Source organism: Pseudomonas sp. B21-059 (assembly GCF_026016285.1).
In the GTDB taxonomy this organism is placed as follows: domain Bacteria; phylum Pseudomonadota; class Gammaproteobacteria; order Pseudomonadales; family Pseudomonadaceae; genus Aquipseudomonas; species Aquipseudomonas danubii.
Genome location: NZ_CP087201.1, coordinates 4,753,651 through 4,774,928, shown reverse-complemented (window position 1 = coordinate 4,774,928; position 21,278 = coordinate 4,753,651). Strand labels below are relative to the sequence as shown.

The following is a 21,278-nucleotide window of genomic DNA, read 5'->3' as shown; positions in this document are numbered from 1 at the left end:
GAATAAGGGGAGGTATTACAGCCAGTTGGCATAGAAGGGAAGTTAAAGCGGGATTGACCTGCATCGGGCTGCCGGGTACAGCGGTAAAAAGTCGGCTGGCGAATGCCATCGCAGGCCGCCCCCCGGGAGGAGGGCGGCCTGAGCCTCATGGTGTTTTCTTATCGATACCGGCTTGCAGCAGCTGGCTGTCACTGTGGGCGCCGACACGCAGCGGGCCGAGGTTGAACAACTGGTCCTTCTGGGTGGCGTCATCCTGTTTGCGGGTCAATTCGGCCACGCTGCCGGTGGCAATGTTGACCGGTGACTTGGACAGGTTGGCGCCGACGTCCACGCGCAGTTCCGAGCCGGCCAGGTCGGTTCTGTTGACCTTGGATCCACCCAGCTCGACGCGGCCCTCGCTGGCCCCGATGCGTGCACCGGTAAGATTGGTTTCACCGCCGACCCGCAGGTTGACGCCCTGCTGGGTACTGATCCCCGAGGCCTGTTCCACGCGGTTCTTGCTCTCGTGGCTGACGTTCAGGTTCAAGGTCGGGGTATAGGAGGTCTTACCGCTCTTGTCGCCAAACAGCACGCCTTCAGCAGTATTGGCCACTTTGCTGCCGGCGGTGTTCTTCTCGCTGACCGAATAGCTGTCGCTGGTTTTTGGCCAGAAGCGCTCTTTCAGGCTGGAGAGACGATTGCCCACGGCGTCGGCCTTGTCGGCCAGGTAGTGCTTGGCCTTGTCCACGCCGTTGCCAATGGCGCCGCGTGGTTCAGGGTTGACGTCGTAGCTGCCGCTGCGGCTGAGTTTCTCCCCCAGGCGTTCCTTGGCTTCGCTGGCCTTGGCGACCACGCTGTCCTTGGCCGAGCTGACCTTTTCCACCCCTTTGTCGACGGCGTTTTCCAGCTTCTCGCGGTGTTTGTCGAAACCTTTCTCGGCCTTGGCCTTCAGGTCGTCCTTGAGCGGACCGGCCGGCTTGGCCAGCTTGTCCACCAGCCCCGGCTGGTTCTTCGCCACTTCCAGCTTGGCGTCGATATTGACCTGGGTGTTACGCAGCCGGTCCTGACGGCTTTCGATGTTGAGGTCGCCACCTATGGCCCCGTCGAGCCTTTGCGCGTCGATGTTGGCGCCGGCCAGATGCACGTTGCCGGCACTGTTGAGGGTCACCTGATCGGCCTTGATCAGGCTGTTGTGCTGAGTCGTGTTCTGGCGCTGATCGACGTCGATCTTGACCCGGGCATTGATCCCGCGATCGACTTTCGGCGTGTCGTGCTCACTGGCGTCGGCCAGGGTGGTCTTGCCCATGCTGCCACCGGCGCCCAGGGTCAGGCCCCAGTTGTTGTGGGCCTGGGTGGATTGCGCCGACTCCTGGTAGATGCCGCCCTGGGCCGCATCCAGCACCACCTTGGCGGCGTCGATGCGCGTGCCCTGCAGGTGAATGGCGCTGTCGCCCTCGGCTGCGCTGCCCAGTCGCACCTGGCCCTGGCTGTAGAGCTGGGCGCCGCGCTGGCTCTGGTCGTTTTCATTGACCCGGCCGATGTTGAAGTTGGCGCTGAGGTTGACGCTCTTGCCGCTGCTTTGCTCGCTGCTGGTCTTGCTGCCACCGGCCGTGAGGCCGCCACCGAGGTTGCTGCCCTGGCTGTGGTGGGTGTCCACCGCGGCTTGCAGGTCGAGCTTGCCGCCGGCGTCCAGGGTGATGTCGCCGGCCGGCCGCGCGGCGTTGCCGATCTGTGTGCCTTGCAGCGTCAGGTCGCTTGCACTCTTGAGGTTGACCGGCCCCTGGCCCTGGATGCTGGCAACCCGCGCCTGGCTGTCCTGCTGCTCGAGGCTCTTGTGATCCAGTTGCAATCCGGCGCCGACGTTGAGGTTGGTGCCGCTGCTACCCGGAGTGGTGCCCAGGGTCAGGGAGGCATCGCCGCGCAGGCTGGAGTTGCTGCTGCTCTGGCGGTCATTGGCCTGATTGAGTGCCAGCTTGCCGTCGGTCTTGATGTTGACGCCGCCCAGACCGCCATTGAACTGGCTGCCTTCGAAGCTGGCATCGCCACCGACCTTGATGTCCACGCCCTGGCTGCCGGCGTAGCTGCCGACCTGGGCCTTCTCGGAGCTGCTGGTGACGTTGCTGCTGCCACCGGCACCGCTGCCACGGATGTTCAGGTCTTCACCGGTGTTGGTGTAGACCCGTACGCCGGCCTTGGCGTCCACGGCCTGTTCGCTGCTGCTGTGGGTATCGCTGGCGGCACTGGCCACCAGGCTGCCGGCGCTGATCTGCACGGCGCCGTCGGTGGCGCGGTACTGGGTGCCCTGGTCCTTGAGTTGCCCATCGGCCTTGACCGCGACCTGGGCGCCGCTCAGCTGGCTGACCACGGCGGTGCTGGCGTTTTCGCTGCGTTGGCGGTTCTGGTGGCTGACATCCACATCGAGCCCGACATTGGGCTGTTCCAGGGCATCGAGTACCCCAGGCTGGTGGAACTTGCGCTGGGCCACGCCCTGGATGGCTTTTTCGATGGGGCGGGTGACGCCCTTGTATTCGACGTTGGCGCCGACATCCACCGCCCAGTTGTTCTCCTTGTGGCTGCTGCTTTCGTGGTTGTGCGCGGCCTGGTTGTCGATCTCGGCTGCATTGACCTGCAATGCACCGCCGGCCTTGACCTGGGCGCCTTCGGTGGTGAGGCGGTTGCCGGCATTGATGGTCAGGTTGCCGCTGGCAGCGATGTTGCTGGTCTGGGCAGTGCTCTTGCTGCTGCTGTCCTGGCTGCTGGTGTGGGCCACTTCCAGGCCATTGCCGGCGCGGTCCAGGCCGCCGGTGTAGTAGAAGCCGCCACCGGTGGTGGTGCTGTCGCTGTGCTTCTGGGTTTTGTTGTCCGCAGCCAGCAACTGCACATTCTTGCCGCTCAGGCTGGCATCGCCGGCCGTGGCCGCAAGGTCGCTGCCTTGCACCTTGAGGTCCCCGCCGGCAGTGACCGCCAGGGTGCCGCCAGTGAGGCTGGAGGCCTGTTGCCGGGTGCTGTCGCTGCTGTCGTTGCGCTGCTCATCCTGATAACGCACCCCGGCCCGGTACTGGCCGGTGCCCGGGGCGTTTTCCTTGGCGTAGGCGTCGAAGCCGCGCTTCTGGGTGCTGCTGCTGTCGTGCTGGGTGTCTGCAGCGGCCGCGACCTTAACGGTGCCCTTGGCGCTGGCGTCCAGTGCTCCCGCAGCGGCCACCTGGGAACCGCTGATGGTCAGGTCCTCGGCACTTTGCAACTTGAGGTTGCTGTCCGAGCGCACCTGGCTGCTGACGGTGGTGCTGTCCTTGTGCTGCTGACGGCTCTCATCCTTGGTGATGCCGAAGAACTTGCTGTCCTTGCTGTGGCTGTTGCGGTGGGAGGTGTCCTGCACGCCGTCGATGGTCAATGAACCCTTGTCGCTGATAACGCTGGCCTGGGTGCCGCCCCGGGCCTGGCTGCCGCTGATGCGTACGCTGTCGGCGCGCACGATCAGCTTGCCGTCGGCGATGACCTTGCTGCCCTGGTTCTCGGTCTTGCCCTGGTCCCCGTCGGCGTTCTTGCCGAAGAAACCACCGCCCACCAGGTCACCGGAGTAATGCTGGTTGCTCTGGCTCTGCCGGCGGCTGGCGCTGTTGATGTCGACGTCCTTGGCGGCCAGTTGGATGTCGCCCTGGCTGTGCAGTTCGGCGCCCTCAAGGCGCAGATTCTGCTGGCTGTCGAGTTGCAGTTGCTTGCCGCTCTTGAGCTGGCTGGTGACGCTGCGCTGCTGGCTGCTGGCGTTGTCCCAGTTTTCCTTCCACAGGTGCTTGCGGTGCTTGCCCTGGTCGCGCTGGGTCTGGGTTTCGGTGGCGGCAGTCAGTTGCAGGTCGCCGCCGCTGCGGGCGCTGAGGTTATGACCGGCTTCGACGCTGCTGCCCTGGATCTGGGTATTGGCGCCGGATTTCAGCTCGGCGTCATGCTGGGCCAGCACCTTGTTACCGTGCTGGCGTGTTTCGCTATCGGTCTGGGTAGCGTCGTAGGTCTCCCAGGTGATGCCGATGGTGCTCTTGTCCCACTGCTGGCGTTTTTCCTGGAGCTTGCGGCTTTCGATACTGCTCAGGGTCAGGTTGCGCCCGGCATCGAGCTTGACGTTGCGGCCGCTGACGTCGGTGGCGGCCAGGGTCAGGTCCTTGGCACCGTGGAGTTCGATATCACCCTGGCTGCGAACACCGGCGCGCGTGGCGTCGAGGCTGTTGGCCACGGCCTCGCCGCGGATGTCCAGATCACCGGCGGAGCTCAGCTTGACTCCGTCGCGGCCATCCACCTGGACGGCGCCCACCCGGACTCCGGCACCTTCAGCGGTGCTGACGATGTTGATCCGCCCGGCCTGCATGGCGCCGAACAGGCTGGCATCGATGCGCTGGTCCTGGGTGTGGCTGCTCGGGTCGACCTTCAGCACCTTGCCGCTGGGGTAGTCGAGCTGATTGCGGCCCACGGTCACGTTCAACTGGTCCCGGGCGGCGAGGCTGCCCTTGCTGTCGATGCGTGGGGCGATCAGGTTGATCGAGCCTTCGGCATTGCGCAGACCGCCGCCGTGGATATCCAACTGGCCCCGAGCGTCCTGGGTGTTGAGCCCCTGCAGCTTGCCGTCCTGGAGTTCCGGGCGACCCACCACCAGGCTGGCATTGGGGGTGTTGATGAAGCTGCCGCCATTGACCGAGATGCCGTTGGGGTTGGCCAGCACGAAGTCGGCGGCGCGGCCGAAGATTTCCTGGGCGCCATTGAGTTGTGAGGCGTTGCGGCTGATCACCTCGTTGAGGATCACGCTGGCCGCCTGGCCTTGGAGTTGCGCGTTGGCCGCCAGTTGTCCGGCCAGTTGCGACTGTCCGGCCTGCAGGGCGTTGTTCAAGACCACGCCTTGTTGCCCGACGTTGTAGTCCAGGAACTGGTTATGGGACAGGCCACCGGCATTGGGCGCGACGATGTTGACGATGGGCACGCCGCCCTGGTTTTGCAGTTGCGGGGTGCCGCCGGGGCCTTCGACCACGGTGATTCCGCCGGCCAGGGCCAGGGGCAGATGGGACACCAGCAGCAGGCCGGCGATGGTCCAGCGCAATGTGCCCTGGGGTGAAAGGTTGAATCTATGAGTGTTGTCAGGCATGAGAACCTCGTGCTGAGTGGGTGAGCCGGGCGTTGCTTTCTTGGGTGCAACGGCGCGTTGTGCTCAGGTTCATCGGGTGTTTCAGGCTAATCGGCGGTTGATCAAATCTGCAGGCTGAACCTGGCCAGCCAGACTTCCGGTTCCGTGCGAAAGCCCTCTGGGTTGCTGAGGCTGCGTTGGTAATCCAGGTCGATCTGGAGGTTTTTCCAGGCCAGGTTGAGGCCCAGGCTGGCACCGCCGAGATGGCGGCTCTGGGCGCCGTGCTCGGCCTTGATCCAGCCGTTGTCCAGGCCCAGGCGTGGGGTGATCTTGACCGGCAGGTCGCTGTTGAGCGGCAGACGCAGCGTGTTGCGCCACACCGCGCCGATGGCGCCGGAGGCACTGTTGATGCGGTAGCCGCGCACGGCCGAGTCATCGGTGCCCAGCAGTTGTTCGATGGCCGGCAGCGGGTCCGGGCTGTATTGGGCCGAGAGTTGACTCTGCCACTGCCAGCGCTGGTTGCCCCACTGGCCGTTGCGCCACTGGCTGAGGCCGGCGCGGTACTTGCGGAACTGCGCCTGGGGCAGGTTGCGTTGCACCTGCTGCGAGTCACGGTCGGCGCCGAACCAGGTCAGGCCCTGAGCGTAATTGACATCCAGGTTCCATACCGCGCTGTTGAGCCAGAACAGGTTGAGCCCGGCCTCGGCCACGGTCAGGGTCGGGCTCTGGATCTGCAGGTGGGCTTTTTGCAGGTAGCTGTCCACGTCCTTGTAGGCCAGTTGCAGGTTGGCGCTGAGCTGGTGGCTCTGGTCGCGCCACAGCACCCGGTCGGCGCGGCCGCTGACCATGTCGGTGCGGCCGCTGTTGTACAGGGTGGTGCGGGCCAGCTTCAGCGGGGCGCGGTATTCGGCGTGGCTGGCGAACAGGCTGTAGGTCCAGTAACCGTAGGGCACAGAGTAGAACAGGCTGCTGCTGCGGCTGTAGCGCGGGCCGTGGTTGAGGGTGTCGCTGTAGTTCAGGTTCAGCGCGTCGTTGATCTGCAACGGGCTGTCGAGATTGAGGTTGATCGACTGCCGGTCGCGGCCGGTGCCGGCGCTGCCGAGGTTATCCACACCCAGGCCGAGGCCCCAGCGTGCGGCGCTGCTGCGCGAACGCAGGATGATCCGCGAGGCGCCGGGCTGGCTGCCCGGGGCGATATCGGCGGTCAGGTCCAGGGAGCGCAGGCGGTTCAGTTGATCCAGGCCCTGCTCCAGGTCTCGCAGGTTCAGGGGCTTGCCGAGCATGCCGGGGAAGGCCCCACCCAGGGACACCGGCAGGCTCTGGTCGGCCAGTTCGATGGCTTCGACGTAGCCTTCTTCCACCAGGATATCCAGGCTGTGGCCGGCGGCCGGAGTGCTGGCCAGGTAGGGGCGGCTGGCGATGTAGCCGGCCTCGACGTAGAGACGGGTGATGGCGGCCAGCAGTTGGTTGATCTGGTTGACCCCCATGCACGGCGCCACGTACGGCTTGATGGCGTCATTGAGCCGGGTTTTGCTGAACAGGCTGACGCCGCCGATGCGGGTGCCGCTTAAGGGCCAGCAGCGGCTGTCGCTGGCGGTCTGCTCCGGCAGGTTGGGCGTGGCCGGGGTGCTGCTGAAGCTGCCGCGCTGCATCTGCCGCTGGCGCTGCTCCAGTTGCAACTGTTGCAGGTCCCGTTGCTGTTGCTGCTGCAGGCGCAGGGCTTCCTGACCCGGTTGCAGATCGTCGGCCAAGGCCGGGGCCAGGCAACTCAGACCCAGTACCAGTCCCAGGCACCAGCTGCCGGAGTGGGCAAGAAGGGAGCGGTCGGTGCGTGATGAATAGGGCACTTGGCATCCTTACTGTAAAAAGACCAAGTGACGAACAACAGAAAAGCCGATCGTTGAGGCTCAACTAGTGACGTCGCTTTAAGTTCTGCACGATGAATATGAGGTGCCGTCGATTGCTATATCGGTGGCCTATGTTCAAGTGCTCGCGAGTGACAATTCCTGAGTGAGAGCCGGGTGCTTCAATCTAAAATCAGGTATGACAAAAGGGTTGAGTGAGTTGCAGTGCAAACGTTACAGCGCAGTGTGAAATTAATTTTTCCGAGGGCGGTCAGCGGGGAAATATCTTGTTGAAATCGAGACTATCCGAAACTAAAAACTCGATTTGTACGTAAATTGTAAATGCATAGAAGGCTAACAAAAATTCCTGGCGGCCTTGATTGGCAAGGGGTTCAGGGAATTCGTGAGAATCTGCAAAGGTAGGATGTTTGGTTGAATCAAGAACAGGTGTTCGAATTTGTGAAAGCAGCGCAATATCTGCGCCCCGCACACCAAGTGTTTACGGCTAGTTGCTCTTTCTACCTGAGTAGTTGCTCTAGTCGTGTTGTTCGTTAATTGAAGTCATGTTGGTCGGGGAATGCCTTAGAGTCGGGCTCTTGAATGAAATGCCCGTAGCGCCGAGTGTTTTTCCCCTTGTACTGGCGTATATCCGGAGTTTGTCGGCTGCTGTTGCGGCGGCCTGGCTAGGGGAATCCCTTAGTTGTCGATTGGATGTTGCAGGTCATATCAAGTGCCTGGCGCAGCGGCCAGGCACTTGATGAGCGAGGGTCATTGCGGACTTGAGCGTCCGGTCATTTCCCGGGCCATTTCACTGGCGTAGCTGTCGGTCATGCCGGCGATGAAATCGATCATGCGCAGGAACGAGGTATGCAGCGGCCAGTTCGGGTCCGGCGCGTTATTGCCCAGCAGATCGAGAATCCGCCGGTTCTTGAACGAGGGGGTCTTGCCGCCGTGCTGCTCCAGTGCCGCGCCGCAAAACGAGTTCAGGAGAATTTCCAGGGTGGTGTAGGCGCCGATCTCGTGCAGGGTCTTGCGCTTGTCCTGGAAGATCTTGCGCCGCGCCACGTCCTTGGCATTGAGCACGCAACGCTTGGCCGGGCCATGCATGTGCTCCACCAGATCGCCGTGCAGGGTGCCGGCCAGCAGTGCGTCCTGCTGTTCGACAAAGGCCCGGGCGGCGGCGTTGGTCAGGTGCTCAATGGCCTTGCCCCGCAGGATCGCCAGGCGGCGCCGGCGCGAATCCCCCGGGCCCAGCTGGCGATAGGTTTCCGGCAGGTCGTCGCCCACCAGCCCCAACAGCAGGGACTCGACTTCGGCGTACTCCAAAAGGTCCATCTCCAGGCCGTCTTCCAGGTCGATCAGGGCGTAGCAGATGTCGTCCGCCGCTTCCATCAGATACACCAGCGGATGCCGGGCCCAGCGCTGTTCCTCCAACTGCGGCAGGCCCAGCTTGTGGGCGATCTGTTCCAGCAGCGGCAATTCGCTCTGGTAGCAGCCGAACTTGTGCTTCTTGTAGCCCAGGGAATCGGCGTGGCGCGCGGTCCAGGGGTACTTGAGGTAGGTGCCGAGGGTGGCGTAGGTCAGCCGGGTGCCGCCATCGAACTGGTGATATTCAAGCTGGGTCAGGACCCGGAAACCCTGGGCATTGCCTTCGAAATTGAGGAAGTCCTGGCGTTCAGCCTCGCTCATCGCGTCCAGCCAGCCACGCCCGGCGGCCTGCTGGAACCAGTGGCGGATGGCGTCTTCGCCAGAATGGCCGAAGGGCGGGTTGCCGATGTCGTGAGCCAGGCAGGCCGACTGCACGATCATCCCCAGGTCGCTGGGGTCGCACCAGTCGGGCAGGGCGCCGCGCAGGGTCTCGCCGACGCGCATGCCCAGGGAGCGACCGACGCAACTGACCTCCAGGGAGTGGGTCAGGCGAGTGTGGATATGGTCGTTGCTGGACACCGGGTGCACCTGGGTCTTGCGCCCCAGGCGGCGGAAGGCGCCGGAGAAGATGATGCGGTCATGGTCTTTATGGAAAGGGCTACGGCCGAGTTCTTCCGGGCTGTGCACTGGCTTTCCGAGGCGTTCGCGGTTGAGCAGGGTCTGCCAATCCAAGGCGGGGTCTCTCCGAAAAAAAACTGAAGGGCAGAGCTTCCGGGTTCCCGAGCGCGGCCGCAAGAGGCGCATGGTCTGCGCTGGTGCATCTATAGGGCCGACGCCTTCGCTGGCAAGCCAGCTCCTACGCGGAAATGGCGTGGCCTGCGCCCCACCTTTAGGAGCCGGCTTGCCGGCGAAAGGGCCCGCAGCCCGTGCACCCATCGTGTCGCCGCGCTCGCTGCGCTCGCCGGCAAACGGGACGGGGCTACAGGCCGGCGGCGTCGATATCGATCAGCAGCAGGCGCTGGCCGTTGTCGAAGAACTGGCCGGCAGTCAGGCAGTACTGGTTGCTGGTGGCGTCGCGGTAGGTGTTGGACAGGGTCAGGCGGCGCTCCTCCCAGCCTTCGGCCAGCAGGTGATAGAAGTACGGGCGCCAGGACCAGTTGTGGCCCACATAGCTGCTGTCGGCCTGCCAGCGGTTATGGCGCCATTCCAGATTGGGCGTCAGTTGGGTGCCGTGGCGGTCGCACTGGTAGAAACGCAGCAGCCAGGGAAAGGCCTCCACGGCGGGCAGTTGGCTGATGGGAGCCTGAGCCTGGGCCCAGGCCTGCAACAGGTTCATCAGCTCTGCCAGTTGCAGGCGCATGCGCATCAGGCGGTTGCGTTCGGCCAGCTTGTGCCGCACATAGCGCTCGCGCAGGCGGGCGAAGGGCTGGACGAAGGCATCGCTGGCGAACAGCTGTTCCTCGGCCCGGGCAAACAGGAAGCCCTGTACGTAACGCGAGCCGCACTCCAGGGCGAAATCCAGTTCGGCCTCGGTTTCCACCCCTTCGGCGATGATCCAGCAGCCGGTTTTTTCCGCCATCTGTGCCAGGGCCTTGACCACATCGCTGCTGGGCCCGCCCCGGGCTGCGGCCTGGAACAGGCGCATGTCGAGCTTGAGGATGTCCGGTTGCAGCGCCAGCACCCGGTCCAGTTGCGAGTAGCCGGCGCCGAAATCGTCGATGGCGATTCGCGCTCCCGCCTGGCGATAGCGCGCCACCACCTCGGTCAGGCGCTGGCTGTTGCCCCCCAGCTCGGTGATCTCGAAGACGATGCGCCGCGGATCGACCTCGTTTTGCTGCAACTGCTTGAGGCTGGGCAACGGCTGTCCTGGCCGCAATCGACTGATCCAGCGTGGGGAAATGTTCAGGCTCAGGAACCAGTCCGCCGGGGCTTCGTGCAGGCGGCGCAAAGCATCGTCGCGGACCAGGCGATCAAGACGGCGCAAGGCGCTGGAAGGGGTGCGGGGATCGGCGAACAGCGGCCCCACCGACGCCAGTTGCCCATTGCCCTGGCGCAGGCGGCCCAGAGCTTCGACTCCGGCAATGCGCCCGGTAGCGGTATCGATGAATGGCTGGAAGCAGGCGAGCGGTTGCCCGTCGATCACAGGGCCTCCTTATAGAGTCTTGTTGGTAGGGGGCTGTGGCTGTCGGGTAGACAGACAGGCGTCCAGGCTGGGTGAACATTGCCGTGTTCAGCAATACGGCGTTTTCACCCACCCTGGGTCGACCCCTTGGTAAAGGGGCCGATCCGGGTTGCTTAGCAAGAATGCAGCCAGATCAGCCGTTGCCTGTTGCAGGCGCTTGCCGATGCTCGCTCAGGGTTTGCGCGAGGCGCCTTGCAGCGCCAGTCTGATCAGTGGCAACAGGCTGGTGCCCAGGCGTATCAGGCGGGTGAGGCTGCTGGTGCCGCCGCTCTTGGCACCCTTGCCGGTGATGAACCCCAGCAGGGTCACCGCCGCCACGCCCCAGAGTGGGGCGTGCTTGATGCCAAAGCCTTCCTGCCAGCTTTGCCCAAGGCCGCGAACCCGTTGCAGGGGTTGCAGCAATTGCTGGGACTCGTGACGGATTTCCTGGCGGTGCATTTCCATGCGCAGGCGGATCAGTACCTTGCGCATTTCCCGGCGTGAGGTGTTCTGCGGAATGTCCGGCAACTTCATGGCAGCAGGCGCTCCCGATCATTGGCCAGCTCTTCGAGCGTGGCGTGGAAGGGCGAAGATTCATCAAAGATCGCCGACTTCAGGCGCAGGCCGCAGAACACTGCCGCCAGGGTATAGAACACGCACAGGCCGATGATCCCGGCCAGGCGATAGCTGTCCCACAGCAGGATCAGCACTAGCGCCGATAACCCCACCAGCAACAGCAGGGCAAACACCAGGGCCAGGCCGGCGAACAGCAGCAGGCTGACGGTGCGGGCTTTCTGTTCCTGTAACTCGATGCCGAACAATTCGACGTGGCTGTGCAACAGGCCCAGGACAGCGGCCCCCAGGCGCCGCGAGGACGCGCTTGGACCGCTGCCGGACGAAGTGGATTCGCCGATAGCCATATCAGCGCCGCGTCGCCAGCAGGCCGATGAGAAAGCCGACGCCGGCAGCAATCCCGACGGACTGCCAAGGGTTGCTCTGTACATAGTCTTCAGCAGCCGTGACTGCAGCCTGGCCACGCTGGCGCAGGGAGTCCTCGGTCAGTTGCAGGGTTTCCCGGGCCTTGAGCAGGCTGTCGTGGATCTGCTCGCGCAGTTCATCGGCCTGGTCGCCGGCCAGGGTCGCGGTGTGTTCCAGCAGACGCTCCGTGTCACTGACCAGTGCCTGAAAATCCGCCATCAGTACTTCTTGAGCCGTCTTCGCCGTTTTGCTGGCCATGGTTGTTTCTCCGTTGATTGCGTGTGTGAGCTATGAGTGTGAGCCCCGAGTGAAGGTTCACTGTAATTGTCTGGTACAGCTTTTGCTTTGTCCTGGTGCGCAAGGCGTGAGGCTTGCGCCGAAAACGAGCAAGGGTGGCGCTGCAGCCCGCGTAAACCCTGGCCAAAAAATCACAACCTCAGGTCAATCTCCTTCCCGTGGTTTCGCGTGCGGCCCCTGGCGCGCCAAAACGGTTCACCGATTACGCGTGATGGCGTGTCCCGGAGCCAATTTGGTGCAAGGCCGGCCGTGAAGCCGGGGAGATGATGGCCGATTTCGGATCTGCCTACTCCATGGAAAATCTGCAAAGCGCTGTGGACACCCTGGTCCACGGTTCCAACACCCTGTTCATTCTGATCGGGGCGGTCATGGTCCTGGCCATGCACGCCGGTTTTGCCTTCCTCGAAGTGGGCACGGTCCGGCAGAAGAACCAGGTCAATGCCCTGTCGAAAATCCTCAGCGACTTCGCCGTCTCGACCCTGGCCTATTTCTTTATAGGCTATTGGATCTCCTACGGCGTGAGCTTCCTGCAACCGGCGGCGGTGATCAGTGCCGACCACGGCTACGGTCTGGTGAAGTTCTTTTTCCTGCTGACCTTCGCCGCAGCGATTCCGGCGATTATCTCCGGCGGCATTGCCGAGCGTGCGCGTTTTGTACCGCAATTGTGCGCCACGGTGCTGATTGTGGCGTTCGTCTATCCATTCTTCGAGGGGCTGGTGTGGAACGGCAACTTCGGGGTGCAAGCCTGGTTGCAGCAGCGTTTTGGCGCCGGCTTCCATGATTTTGCCGGGTCGGTGGTGGTGCATGCCATGGGCGGCTGGCTGGCGCTGGCGGCGGTGCTGTTGCTGGGGCCGCGCAACGGCCGTTACCGCGACGGCAAGTTGGTGGCGTTCGCGCCGTCGAGCATTCCCTTCCTGGCGTTGGGCTCGTGGATCCTGATTGTCGGCTGGTTCGGCTTCAACGTGATGAGCGCCCAGACCCTGCAAGGGGTGAGCGGGCTGGTGGCGGTGAACTCGCTGATGGCCATGGTCGGCGGCACCGTGGCGGCGTTGATCGTCGGGCGCAACGACCCGGGCTTCCTGCACAACGGGCCGCTGGCCGGGTTGGTGGCGATCTGCGCCGGCTCCGACCTGATGCATCCGGTGGGCGCCTTGGTCACCGGGGCGATGGCCGGGGCCTTGTTCGTCTGGTGCTTCATGGCCGCCCAGAGCCGCTGGAAGATCGACGATGTGCTCGGAGTCTGGCCGCTGCATGGCCTGTGCGGTGTGTGGGGCGGGATTGCCTGCGGGATCTTCGGCCAGAGTGCATTGGGTGGGTTGGGCGGTGTCAGCCTGGCCAGCCAGTTGATTGGCACCGGCCTTGGGGTACTGGTGGCGCTGCTGGGCGGATTCGCCGTGTATGGCGTGATCAAGGTCGTCTGCGGGCTGCGCCTGACCCAGGAGCAGGAGTATTACGGCGCCGACCTGTCGCTGCACAAGATCGGTGCGGTGAGTCAGGACTGAGGGGCCACCGGCCCAGGCAGCGAACTGCTCAGGGCCGGGGCGGGACGGCCTCAACCGCCCTGCAGGCGTGCTTCGCAGGCCTCGATCGCGGCCTGGGAGCCGGACACCAGTATCCGGTCTCCGGCTCGCAGGCGCGGGGCCGGATTGAGCGGCAGTTCGCTGCCATTGCGTTGCACGCCTTGCACATCCACGCCCAGTGCTTCCAGTCCCAGCTCTTGCAGCAGTCGGTCGCAGGCGTGGGCGTCGGCGTCGAGGTTGACCGCGTGCATTTGCACCGCGGGTGGCTCGTGATTGTCCTGGGTGCTGCTTTGCGCCCCATGGTAGAAGCCGTGCAGCAGGCGATAGCGGCTGTGACGCACCTCGTCCACGGTGCGTTGTACCCGTTGCTCCGGCAGGCCAAGCATGATCAGGGCGTGGGAAGCCAGCATCAGGCTCGACTCTAAAAGCTCTGGCACCACTTCATTGGCGCCGGCGGCCTTGAGTTCCGCCAACTGGCTGTCATCCCGGGTCCGCACCAGGATCGGCACGTTGCGATCCAGGCGCCGCGCGGCCTTGAGCACCGTCAGGGCAATGTCGGTCTTGTCCACGGCAATCACCAGCAGGCGTGCCCGCTCCAGGCCCACGGCGGCCAGCAGGTCGCCACGGCGGCAATCGCCGTAATGCACGCAGCTCTCTGCCGCCGAGGCCTCCTGGACCCGCACCGGATCATCGTCCAGGGCGATGAATCGCAGTTGCTCGTGACGCAGGAAGCGGCCGATGGACTGGCCGACCCGGCCATAGCCGCAGATCACCACATGGCCCTGCAGTTCGGCGTTCTGCGCGCTGATTTCCTCCAATTGCGCGGTTTGGTTGGGCTTGCGGTGCAGACGCGCGGTGATCACCGGCGCGGCGCGCAGCAACAGTGGGGTCAGCAGCATGGAGCTGAAGGTGGCGGCCAGCAGCAGGCCACTCAAGTGCGACGGGATCATCTGGGTCAGTTGCATCTGCGCCATCAGGGCGAAGCAGAACTCGCCGCCCTGGGCCAGGGCCAGGCCGCTGCGCCAGGCCGTCTCGCCGTCGCTGCCGCGCAGCTTGAGCAGGATCGCCACCACGCTGCCCTTGATCAGTAGCAGGGCCAGGGTCAGGCCGAGGATCAACAGGCTGTGGTCGATGAACAGCTGCAGGTCGATGAGCATGCCGATGCTGACGAAGAACAGCCCCAGGAGAATGTCGCGGAACGGACGGATATCGGCTTCGATCTGGTGCCGGTAGTGGCTTTCTCCCAGCAGCATGCCGGCAAGGAAGGCCCCCAGGGCCGGCGACAGGCCCAGCAAGTGGGTGAGCCAGGCGGTCAGCAGCACAATCACCAGGGCCAGCAATACGAACAGCTCGGCAGAGTGGGAGGCGGCGACTTCGTGGAACAGCCGGGGCAGCAGCCAGCGGCTGGCCAACAGCAGGCCGAAGAACAGCACCAGGGTCTTGCCCAGGGTGACAGGCAGGGCCCAGTACCAGGCCTGGTCGCTGTGGCCGGCGAAGACCGGCACTAGGGTCAGCAACAGCACCGCCACCACGTCCTGGAACAGCAGCACGCCGATGGCATTCTGTCCGTGGCTGCTGAAGATCTCGCCGAGGCTGGTCAGCTCCTTGCTGACGATGGCGGTGGACGACAGGGCCAGGCCGGTGCCGAGCATCAGCGCCGAGGTCAGCGGCATGCCGAACAAGGCCAGGAGCACGCCGAGGATCAGGCCACTGCACAGCACTTGCAGGCTGCCCAGGCCAAACACCACGCGGCGCAGGGCGAGCATCTTCGACAGGGAGAATTCCAGGCCCAGGGAAAACAGCAGGAAGACCACCCCCAGTTCCGCCAGGTCCGGCAGGTCCTCGCTGTCATTGACCCAGTCCAGGGCGGTGGGCCCGACCATCAGCCCCACCGACAGATAGCCCAGGACCGGTGGCAGGCTCAGGCGCCGGAACAGCGCAATGACCACCAGTGATGAAGCGAGAATGATCAGCAGATTGGCAAACAACGGGCATCTCCGGACAAAGGGGCGGGCAGGGCAAAGCCTAGAGGCAAAAAGGCCGCGAGGATCGCCCGGTTGGCGGTAAATAATTCTGACTCATGTCATTTTTTGTTGAGAATTTCGCATATTCGCGAGCCTTGGCCAGGCTCAGAAGGTGTCTATCGAGGTGCTGTACGCCTGTCGGAGCATTCTCTGCGCAGGGCCGCAGAGGGGCATGGGGCCTCGGCATATCTGGACAGAGGCGGGTCGACGGCTTTCGCGCTCGGGCCTAAAATAAGCACCCGTTCTTCACACGGTTGCCCTGTCATGCCCCCTGAATGCCAATTGTTCGGCACCCTTGGTTGCCACCTGTGCGAACTGGCCGAGGCCGAGTTGATGCCGCTAGTGGAGCACGGCTTGATGGTCGAGCTGGTGGACATCGCCGAGAGTCAGGAACTGTTCGAAAGCTATGGCCTGCGTATCCCGGTGTTGCGCCGGGTGGACAATGGCGCCGAGCTCGGCTGGCCTTTCGACGCCGAGCAGGTGGTGGCGTTCCTGCGCTGACACTTGGCTTGCAACATCGGAGCTTCCGCCTGTCGCCCATGGTCGGAATTCATTGGCGAGATCTGTCGATTGGTTTACTGTATGCATATACAGCTATCGAGGAATCTCGCCATGTCTCTCACTTTCCTGACCGGTACCGAACGCTCACAGCCGTTGCCAACCTGTTTTCTGGAACTGGGTGACAGCGGCTGCGCTGCCGTTGCCAATGAGCCCACCGGTAGCGGCTTTTCCCTGGATCGGACCCTGGGTCTGGGGTCTCCCCAGATCCACGGCCTGTTGGTGGACGACGACAACCTGCTGGGGTTCGGCATCTACCCCGGGGACCGGCTGATCGTCGATCGCTCAGCCAATCCGGTGGTGGATCAGTACCTGGTGGTACGTCCCCAAGGCGCCCATGAATACTCGCTGCGCCTGCTGGCTCCCGATCCTCGTGGCGGTCTTTTGCTCAAGGCGGCGCGCCCTTCAATCCCTTCCCTGGTGCTGGATGACCTGGGCTCGATCGAGATCTGGGGCGTGGTGTTGTGGGTGGTCAGTTATGTGGGACGCAAGCAGCCCTGATGGATATGGCGGACGCTTCAAACGGTTAAAGGAATAAATGATGGTCAATGTCGAACAACTGAAAAACAGCGTGAACAGCATGTCCACCGATGTGCTCCGTGAGGCGGTGCTTGAGTTACGCCTGGATGGTTTGGTCACCGAGGGCAAGACACCCTTCAACAAGCTGCACTTCAATACCTGCTTTGCCGAGATCGAAGCCCTGTTCCAGCGAGCGGGTTACCACCGGCAGCTGGATGTGGTGGGTTATCAGGGGCTGCTCTATGCCCTCTATGATCCGGGTCGCTGGGAGGCTGTGGATGTGCTGCGCTGGCTCAAGGAGTTCACCGAGGCAGAGGCCCAGGCCAAGCACTCGTGTGCCTGAGGTCGGGCAAACTGCTTCTAGGTTCCTGAGGGGCGCTGTTGGATAATGCCGCCCTGCATTGATCTTTCGAGCTTTTGTATGCCCACCGCGAGCTTTTCCGCTGCACAGCATCAGGCCAGTACCTTGTATCTGCCTCCTGGCTCCTGGCCGACGGTGCTGGATTGCCTGTGTGATCACTTCAAGGCCATCAGTCGTGAACAATGGCTGGATCGTATCGCTCGCGGCCGAGTGCTGGACGGGCAGGGCCAGCCCATCAGTCTGGACCTGGCCTATCGCGAAGGCTTGCGGATTCATTATTTTCGTGAGGTGCCGGATGAGAAGGTGATCCCGGTGCAGGAGACCATCCTCTATGCCGACGAGCATCTGGTGGTGGCGGACAAACCGCATTTTCTGCCGGTCACCCCTGCGGGCGAGTACGTCGAGCAGACTTTGCTGCGTCGCCTTATCCGCCGCCTGGACAACCCGAATCTGGTGCCCCTGCATCGCATTGACCGGCATACGGCAGGGCTGGTGCTGTTTTCTGCCAATCCCGGCAGCCGCTCGGCCTATCAAGCGTTGTTCCCTACCCGGCAGATCGAGAAACGCTATGAAGCCATTGCCGGTGCCTTGCCACACCTGAATTTTCCCCTGGTGCACAAAAGCCGATTGGTGGACGGGGAGCCCTTCTTCCGCATGCAGGAAGGCGAGGGGGCGAGCAATACCGAAACCGCCATCGACGTCAGGGAAAGGCACTGCGATCTGTGGCGCTATGCCTTGTACCCGGTGACAGGCAAGAAGCATCAGTTGCGGGTACACATGAGTGCCCTTGGAGCCGCGATCTGCAATGACCCGTTCTACCCCGAGGTGCTCAAGGACGCCGAGGATGACTATGACAATCCACTGAAGCTGCTGGCTCAGGGCCTGCGCTTCATCGATCCGCTGACTGGGCAGGAGCGCGAGTTCGAAAGCCGTATCAGCCTGCAGTGGTGAAAAACCGTCTCGCAGAAACAATAAAACCCGCAACAGGCGGGTTTTATTACATCAGAGCAACCACCGTCGGACTTACAGCTCCTTGACGGTACGAACCTGATCCTTGTTGATGCGAGTCTGTTTGCCGTCCAGCTGTTCAAACTCGTAGAAGCCGGAATCCTTGTCGTATTCAGGGGTATCGACGGCCTGGATTTCGCGACCGTCATTCAGGGTGATCACTGTCGGCGAGGCGCAACCGGCGAGAGTGGCCAGGCCCAGTGCGAGCATGAGAGTGGCGAGGGTCCGTTGAGTCATTGTGTGTCTCCGAAATGAGTACTTTTGAGTGCTGGTCTTCAGACGTATACAACGTCTGCAAGTTCCTTGGCCAGGGACATTCTGTCACGTTGCCGGGCGGATCGCAGGCGTTGGCGGCTGCAGCTTAGCTCACAGCGCCTGTTTGTCCGCGGTCTGGCTTTCTCGACGGCTGGACTGCGTGTGCTGGCAGTCCGGGGCAAGGTGAAGGCCGGCCCCGCAGCGGCGCCGGATCAAAGCGCTGTGATATAACACCGGGCTGTGTCTCCTACCTCTGGATCGAGCCTATGAAAGCCAAGGCTGATGTACCTTTTGCTCCCCTGAATATTGCGGTGCTGACCGTCAGTGACACCCGCACCCTGGAAACCGATACCTCCGGCCAGGTCTTCGTCGAGCGCCTGGGCGCCGCGGGCCATCGTCTGGCAGCGCGGGTGTTGCTCAAGGACGATCTGTACAAGATCCGCGCCCAGGTCGCTACCTGGATCGCTGATGACGTGGTGCAGGTGGTGTTGATCACCGGCGGCACCGGTTTTACTGGTCGTGACAGTACTCCGGAAGCTGTGGCCTGCCTGCTGGACAAGCAGGTCGATGGTTTTGGCGAGCTGTTCCGGCAGATATCGGTGGCGGATATAGGTACTTCCACTGTGCAGTCCCGTGCCTTGGCCGGGCTGGCCAATGGCACCCTGGTGTGCTGCCTGCCGGGCTCCACCAATGCGGTACGTACCGGCTGGGACGCAATACTGGCCGAGCAGTTGGATTCGCGGCATCGGCCGTGCAACTTTGTCCCTCACCTGAAACAGGCGGCGCCTTGTGAATCCCGTGGGTAAGCCGGGCAAGCAGGGGGGCTTGATGCCGGTGGAGCAGGCATTGGCGCGCCTGTTGGCCATGGCCGAGGCAGCGCCCATTGTCGAGCGTGAACGGCTGCCATTGGCAGCCACTGAGGGCCGGGTCCTGGCTGAGGCGCTGGTATCCAGCCTGGATCTGCCGCCTTGGCCCAACAGCGCCATGGATGGATACGCCTTGCGCGTGGAGGACTGGAAGGGCGAGCCCTTGCCGGTCAGCCAGCGGATTTTCGCCGGGCAGTCCCCCGAGCCCTTGCAGCCGGGAACCTGTGCGCGGATCTTCACTGGCGCTCCGGTGCCGGCGGGGGCGGATTGCGTCGAGATGCAGGAAAACACCCAGGTTCAGGATGATCAGCGCGTACGTTTTACCGAGCCCTTGAAGGCCGGCCAGAACATCCGTCCCCAGGGCCAGGAAACCACCATAGGCGAGCAGGTCTTGGCTGCCGGTACGCGCTTGGGGCCCATCGAGCAGGGTCTGGCAGCGTCCTTGGGATGTGCCGAGCTTGAGGTGCTGCGTCGAGTCCGTGTGGCGGTGTTGTCCACCGGCGACGAACTGGTGGAGCCTGGTCGGCCTCTTGGTCCGGGGCAGATCTACAACAGCAATCGAGTGCTGCTGTGCAGTTGGTTGAAGCGCCTGGGTTGTGAGGTGCTGGATGCGGGAATCCTTCCCGACGATCTTCCCGCGACCCGTCAGCGCCTGGCGGAGCTGGGGGATGTGGACCTGATTCTTTCCACCGGTGGTGTCTCGGTGGGGGAGGCGGACTTTCTCGGTATCGCCCTGCGGGAAGCCGGTGAGCTGGCCCTGTGGAAACTGGCGATCAAACCTGGCAAACCCCTGACCTTCGGACATTTTCGTGGGGTACCGGTGATTGGCCTGCCGGGCAATCCGGCATCGACCCTGGTGACTTTCGCCCTGCTGGCGCGGCCTTATCTACTGCGGCGCCAGGGCGTGCAGCAGGTGCAACCATTGAGCTTCCAGGTGCCGGCAGGCTTTGTCTGGCCCCGGCCCGGCAATCGTCGCGAATACTTGCGCGGCCGCCTGGAGAATGGGCGAGCGATCATCTATCGCAATCAGAGCTCTGGCGTACTGCGCAGCGCTGCCTGGGCGGAAGGTCTGGTAGAGGTGCTGGAAGGTCGGACCCTGGAGGAAGGTGACGTGGTCAATTTCATTCCTTTGAGTGAAGTGCTGGATTGATCGGCCACGGGCCCGGTTAGGCGCCGGGTCCGTGCCTTGCTTCAGCGCAGCAGCAATAACAGCAGCAGTCCGAAACGGCTGTGGAAACCCCAGGTCACCAGCCCTGCCATTACCGAGGCCGCAAATGTCAACCAGGCCAGGCGCTTGATTATCGATAGCGGCCTGGAATGAGGCGGATGTGCTTCTGACGAGAGTGGCAGATCGAACTCCCGAAGTGGAGGAGCCGCCAGCCAGGAGCTGTCGTTGATGCGATTGAGCGTTGAATGCCCTTGTGGATAAAACCCCTTGTCGTTCATGACGGTGCACTTCCTTGTATGAGGCGTCAGCGCCTGGCATGCACAGTCACTGATTGGCTCCGCAGGGTCAATTCAGGCAAATCTCATTCTTCGGTCAGAAAATTCACTTTGAGTCCTACGTCTCTTTTCAGGCGCCTGCACTGAGGCTGCCCGACCCGTGGGCCTGGGTTTATTTATCGGGCGAGTTGCCTGACGAGCAGCGTCGTCACTTGCCGTTGTGGCAGATTCACGGGGCCAACGCTGTTTCAGGTGTTACCGGGGGCGGCGGGAGCTCGGCCATAAATGTCGTTGAAGCGCACGATGTCGTCTTCGCCCAGGTACTCCCCGCTTTGCACTTCGATTATTACCAGGTCGATCACCCCGGGATTGCTCAGTCGATGAGGGCGACCGGGCTTGATAAAGGTCGACTCATTGGTGTCGAGCAGAAACTCGTCTTCTCCGTTGGTCACCCGGGCCATGCCGCTGACCACGATCCAGTGCTCACTGCGGTGGTGGTGCCTTTGCAGCGACAGCGAGGCGCCTGGTTTGACCTCGATACGCTTGATCTTGAAGCGCGGTCCTTCCTCAAGCACGGTATAGGTGCCCCAGGGGCGGTTCACGGTGCGGTGCAGGCGGTAGGCGTCGTGGCCCAGGCGCTTGAGCTCCTGGGCGATCAGTTTGACCTCCTGGCTGCGCTTGCCGTCGGCGATCAGCAGGGCGTCCGGGGTGTCGATGATGATCAGGTTGTCCAGGCCGATACCGCCCACCAGGCGCTGGCGTGAATCGATGTAGCAGTTGCGGACATCATGCAGCACGGTCTCGCCGTTGCACTGGTTGCCGTGTATGTCCGCCGGGCTCAGCTCGCGCACTGCCTGCCAGGAGCCGATATCGCTCCACGGCGACCTCCTTCGAGCGCTCCATCGAGATGTCCGGCGCCAGGGCGAAGCTGTCGCGGTCCAGCTCCACTTGCACTTGCACTTCGCGTTGGCCTTGCCTGTGGTGGCTCTGTTC

The 21,278-nt window shown here is 63.2% G+C and carries 17 protein-coding genes and 1 pseudogene; 7 read left to right on the top strand and 11 right to left on the bottom strand.

Features of this window, described 5'->3' with window-relative positions:
• Window positions 1-145 precede the first annotated feature (145 nt).
• The 7 genes from LOY69_RS20870 to LOY69_RS20840 all read right to left on the bottom strand — a co-directional run bounded on the left by LOY69_RS20870 (window position 146) and on the right by LOY69_RS20840 (window position 11,692).
• The gene (locus LOY69_RS20870; protein WP_265073547.1) at window positions 146-5,104 is read right to left on the bottom strand and encodes a hemagglutinin repeat-containing protein; all 4,959 of its coding nucleotides are present in this window, start codon (window positions 5,102-5,104) and stop codon (window positions 146-148) included.
• A 101-nt stretch (window positions 5,105-5,205) separates the two neighbouring features.
• Window positions 5,206-6,930 (bottom strand): ShlB/FhaC/HecB family hemolysin secretion/activation protein, encoded by a 1,725-nt coding sequence (locus LOY69_RS20865; protein WP_413787132.1) that lies wholly within the window; start codon window positions 6,928-6,930, stop codon window positions 5,206-5,208.
• Window positions 6,931-7,695: 765 nt separating this feature from the next.
• Complete coding sequence (locus tag LOY69_RS20860; protein WP_102860919.1) at window positions 7,696-9,027, bottom strand: deoxyguanosinetriphosphate triphosphohydrolase; 1,332 nt, start codon at window positions 9,025-9,027, stop codon at window positions 7,696-7,698.
• Window positions 9,028-9,274: 247 nt separating this feature from the next.
• The gene (locus tag LOY69_RS20855) at window positions 9,275-10,438 is read right to left on the bottom strand and encodes an EAL domain-containing protein (RefSeq protein WP_102880423.1); all 1,164 of its coding nucleotides are present in this window, start codon (window positions 10,436-10,438) and stop codon (window positions 9,275-9,277) included.
• A 210-nt stretch (window positions 10,439-10,648) separates the two neighbouring features.
• The gene (locus tag LOY69_RS20850) at window positions 10,649-10,990 is read right to left on the bottom strand and encodes a hypothetical protein (RefSeq protein ID WP_102860921.1); all 342 of its coding nucleotides are present in this window, start codon (window positions 10,988-10,990) and stop codon (window positions 10,649-10,651) included.
• Window positions 10,987-11,376, bottom strand: a complete 390-nt coding sequence (locus LOY69_RS20845) for a phage holin family protein (protein WP_102860922.1) — start codon at window positions 11,374-11,376, stop codon at window positions 10,987-10,989. The genes LOY69_RS20850 and LOY69_RS20845 overlap by 4 nt, the downstream gene beginning before the upstream one ends.
• A 1-nt stretch (window position 11,377) precedes the next feature.
• On the bottom strand, window positions 11,378-11,692 hold the full coding sequence (locus LOY69_RS20840) for a DUF883 family protein (RefSeq protein ID WP_011062506.1): 315 nt from the start codon (window positions 11,690-11,692) through the stop codon (window positions 11,378-11,380).
• Window positions 11,693-12,024: 332 nt separating this feature from the next.
• On the opposite strand from LOY69_RS20840, the gene LOY69_RS20835 reads away from it, so the two are divergent.
• Window positions 12,025-13,233, top strand: a complete 1,209-nt coding sequence (locus LOY69_RS20835; protein ID WP_265073546.1) for an ammonium transporter — start codon at window positions 12,025-12,027, stop codon at window positions 13,231-13,233.
• Between the two features lie 50 nt (window positions 13,234-13,283).
• On the opposite strand, the gene LOY69_RS20830 is transcribed toward LOY69_RS20835, so the two are convergent.
• Complete coding sequence (locus LOY69_RS20830; RefSeq protein WP_265073545.1) at window positions 13,284-15,239, bottom strand: monovalent cation:proton antiporter family protein; 1,956 nt, start codon at window positions 15,237-15,239, stop codon at window positions 13,284-13,286.
• A 300-nt stretch (window positions 15,240-15,539) separates the two neighbouring features.
• On the opposite strand from LOY69_RS20830, the gene LOY69_RS20825 reads away from it, so the two are divergent.
• The 4 genes from LOY69_RS20825 (at window position 15,540) to LOY69_RS20810 (ending at window position 17,664) form a co-directional block, all read left to right on the top strand.
• Window positions 15,540-15,776, top strand: coding sequence for a glutaredoxin family protein (locus tag LOY69_RS20825; protein ID WP_102860924.1), 237 nt, complete (start codon window positions 15,540-15,542; stop codon window positions 15,774-15,776).
• A gap of 111 nt (window positions 15,777-15,887) precedes the next feature.
• On the top strand, window positions 15,888-16,334 hold the full coding sequence (locus tag LOY69_RS20820) for a S24 family peptidase (protein WP_102860925.1): 447 nt from the start codon (window positions 15,888-15,890) through the stop codon (window positions 16,332-16,334).
• Window positions 16,335-16,374: 40 nt separating this feature from the next.
• Complete coding sequence (locus tag LOY69_RS20815) at window positions 16,375-16,695, top strand: transcriptional regulator (RefSeq protein WP_102880421.1); 321 nt, start codon at window positions 16,375-16,377, stop codon at window positions 16,693-16,695.
• A 78-nt stretch (window positions 16,696-16,773) separates the two neighbouring features.
• A complete protein-coding gene (locus LOY69_RS20810; protein WP_265073544.1) occupies window positions 16,774-17,664 on the top strand; it encodes a pseudouridine synthase in 891 nt (296 codons plus the stop codon).
• 72 nt (window positions 17,665-17,736) lie between these two features.
• On the opposite strand, the gene LOY69_RS20805 is transcribed toward LOY69_RS20810, so the two are convergent.
• Window positions 17,737-17,958 carry a YgdI/YgdR family lipoprotein gene (locus tag LOY69_RS20805; RefSeq protein ID WP_102880419.1) on the bottom strand — a complete coding sequence of 74 codons (222 nt, stop codon included), beginning with the start codon at window positions 17,956-17,958 and terminating at the stop codon, window positions 17,737-17,739.
• Between the two features lie 284 nt (window positions 17,959-18,242).
• Here LOY69_RS20805 and moaB point away from each other — a divergent pair, with 284 nt between their 5' ends.
• A complete protein-coding gene (gene moaB / locus LOY69_RS20800; protein ID WP_102860929.1) occupies window positions 18,243-18,782 on the top strand; it encodes a molybdenum cofactor biosynthesis protein B in 540 nt (179 codons plus the stop codon).
• Window positions 18,766-19,992 (top strand): gephyrin-like molybdotransferase Glp, encoded by a 1,227-nt coding sequence (gene glp / locus LOY69_RS20795; RefSeq protein WP_265073543.1) that lies wholly within the window; start codon window positions 18,766-18,768, stop codon window positions 19,990-19,992. Before moaB ends, glp begins: the two co-directional genes overlap by 17 nt.
• A 41-nt stretch (window positions 19,993-20,033) precedes the next feature.
• On the opposite strand, the gene LOY69_RS20790 is transcribed toward glp, so the two are convergent.
• The gene (locus tag LOY69_RS20790; RefSeq protein ID WP_110653142.1) at window positions 20,034-20,288 is read right to left on the bottom strand and encodes a hypothetical protein; all 255 of its coding nucleotides are present in this window, start codon (window positions 20,286-20,288) and stop codon (window positions 20,034-20,036) included.
• Window positions 20,289-20,533: 245 nt separating this feature from the next.
• Window positions 20,534-21,236 (bottom strand): annotated as a pseudogene (locus LOY69_RS20785) (cupin domain-containing protein); the annotation flags it as partial.
• Window positions 21,237-21,278: the final 42 nt, after the last annotated feature.

Excerpts from the sequence above, each read along its gene's own strand:
- LOY69_RS20850 (WP_102860921.1), bottom strand. The coding sequence starts at position 10,990 with ATGAAGTTGCCGGACATTCCGCAGAACACCTCACGCCGGGAAATGCGC.
- LOY69_RS20810 (WP_265073544.1), top strand. The coding sequence starts at position 16,774 with ATGCCCACCGCGAGCTTTTCCGCTGCACAGCATCAGGCCAGTACCTTG.
- LOY69_RS20870 (WP_265073547.1), bottom strand. The coding sequence starts at position 5,104 with ATGCCTGACAACACTCATAGATTCAACCTTTCACCCCAGGGCACATTG.
- LOY69_RS20845 (WP_102860922.1), bottom strand. The coding sequence starts at position 11,376 with ATGGCTATCGGCGAATCCACTTCGTCCGGCAGCGGTCCAAGCGCGTCC.
- LOY69_RS20835 (WP_265073546.1), top strand. The coding sequence starts at position 12,025 with ATGGAAAATCTGCAAAGCGCTGTGGACACCCTGGTCCACGGTTCCAAC.
- LOY69_RS20840 (WP_011062506.1), bottom strand. The coding sequence starts at position 11,692 with ATGGCCAGCAAAACGGCGAAGACGGCTCAAGAAGTACTGATGGCGGAT.
- moaB (WP_102860929.1), top strand. The coding sequence starts at position 18,243 with ATGAAAGCCAAGGCTGATGTACCTTTTGCTCCCCTGAATATTGCGGTG.
- LOY69_RS20805 (WP_102880419.1), bottom strand. The coding sequence starts at position 17,958 with ATGACTCAACGGACCCTCGCCACTCTCATGCTCGCACTGGGCCTGGCC.
- LOY69_RS20820 (WP_102860925.1), top strand. The coding sequence starts at position 15,888 with ATGTCTCTCACTTTCCTGACCGGTACCGAACGCTCACAGCCGTTGCCA.
- LOY69_RS20790 (WP_110653142.1), bottom strand. The coding sequence starts at position 20,288 with ATGAACGACAAGGGGTTTTATCCACAAGGGCATTCAACGCTCAATCGC.
- LOY69_RS20815 (WP_102880421.1), top strand. The coding sequence starts at position 16,375 with ATGGTCAATGTCGAACAACTGAAAAACAGCGTGAACAGCATGTCCACC.
- LOY69_RS20825 (WP_102860924.1), top strand. The coding sequence starts at position 15,540 with ATGCCCCCTGAATGCCAATTGTTCGGCACCCTTGGTTGCCACCTGTGC.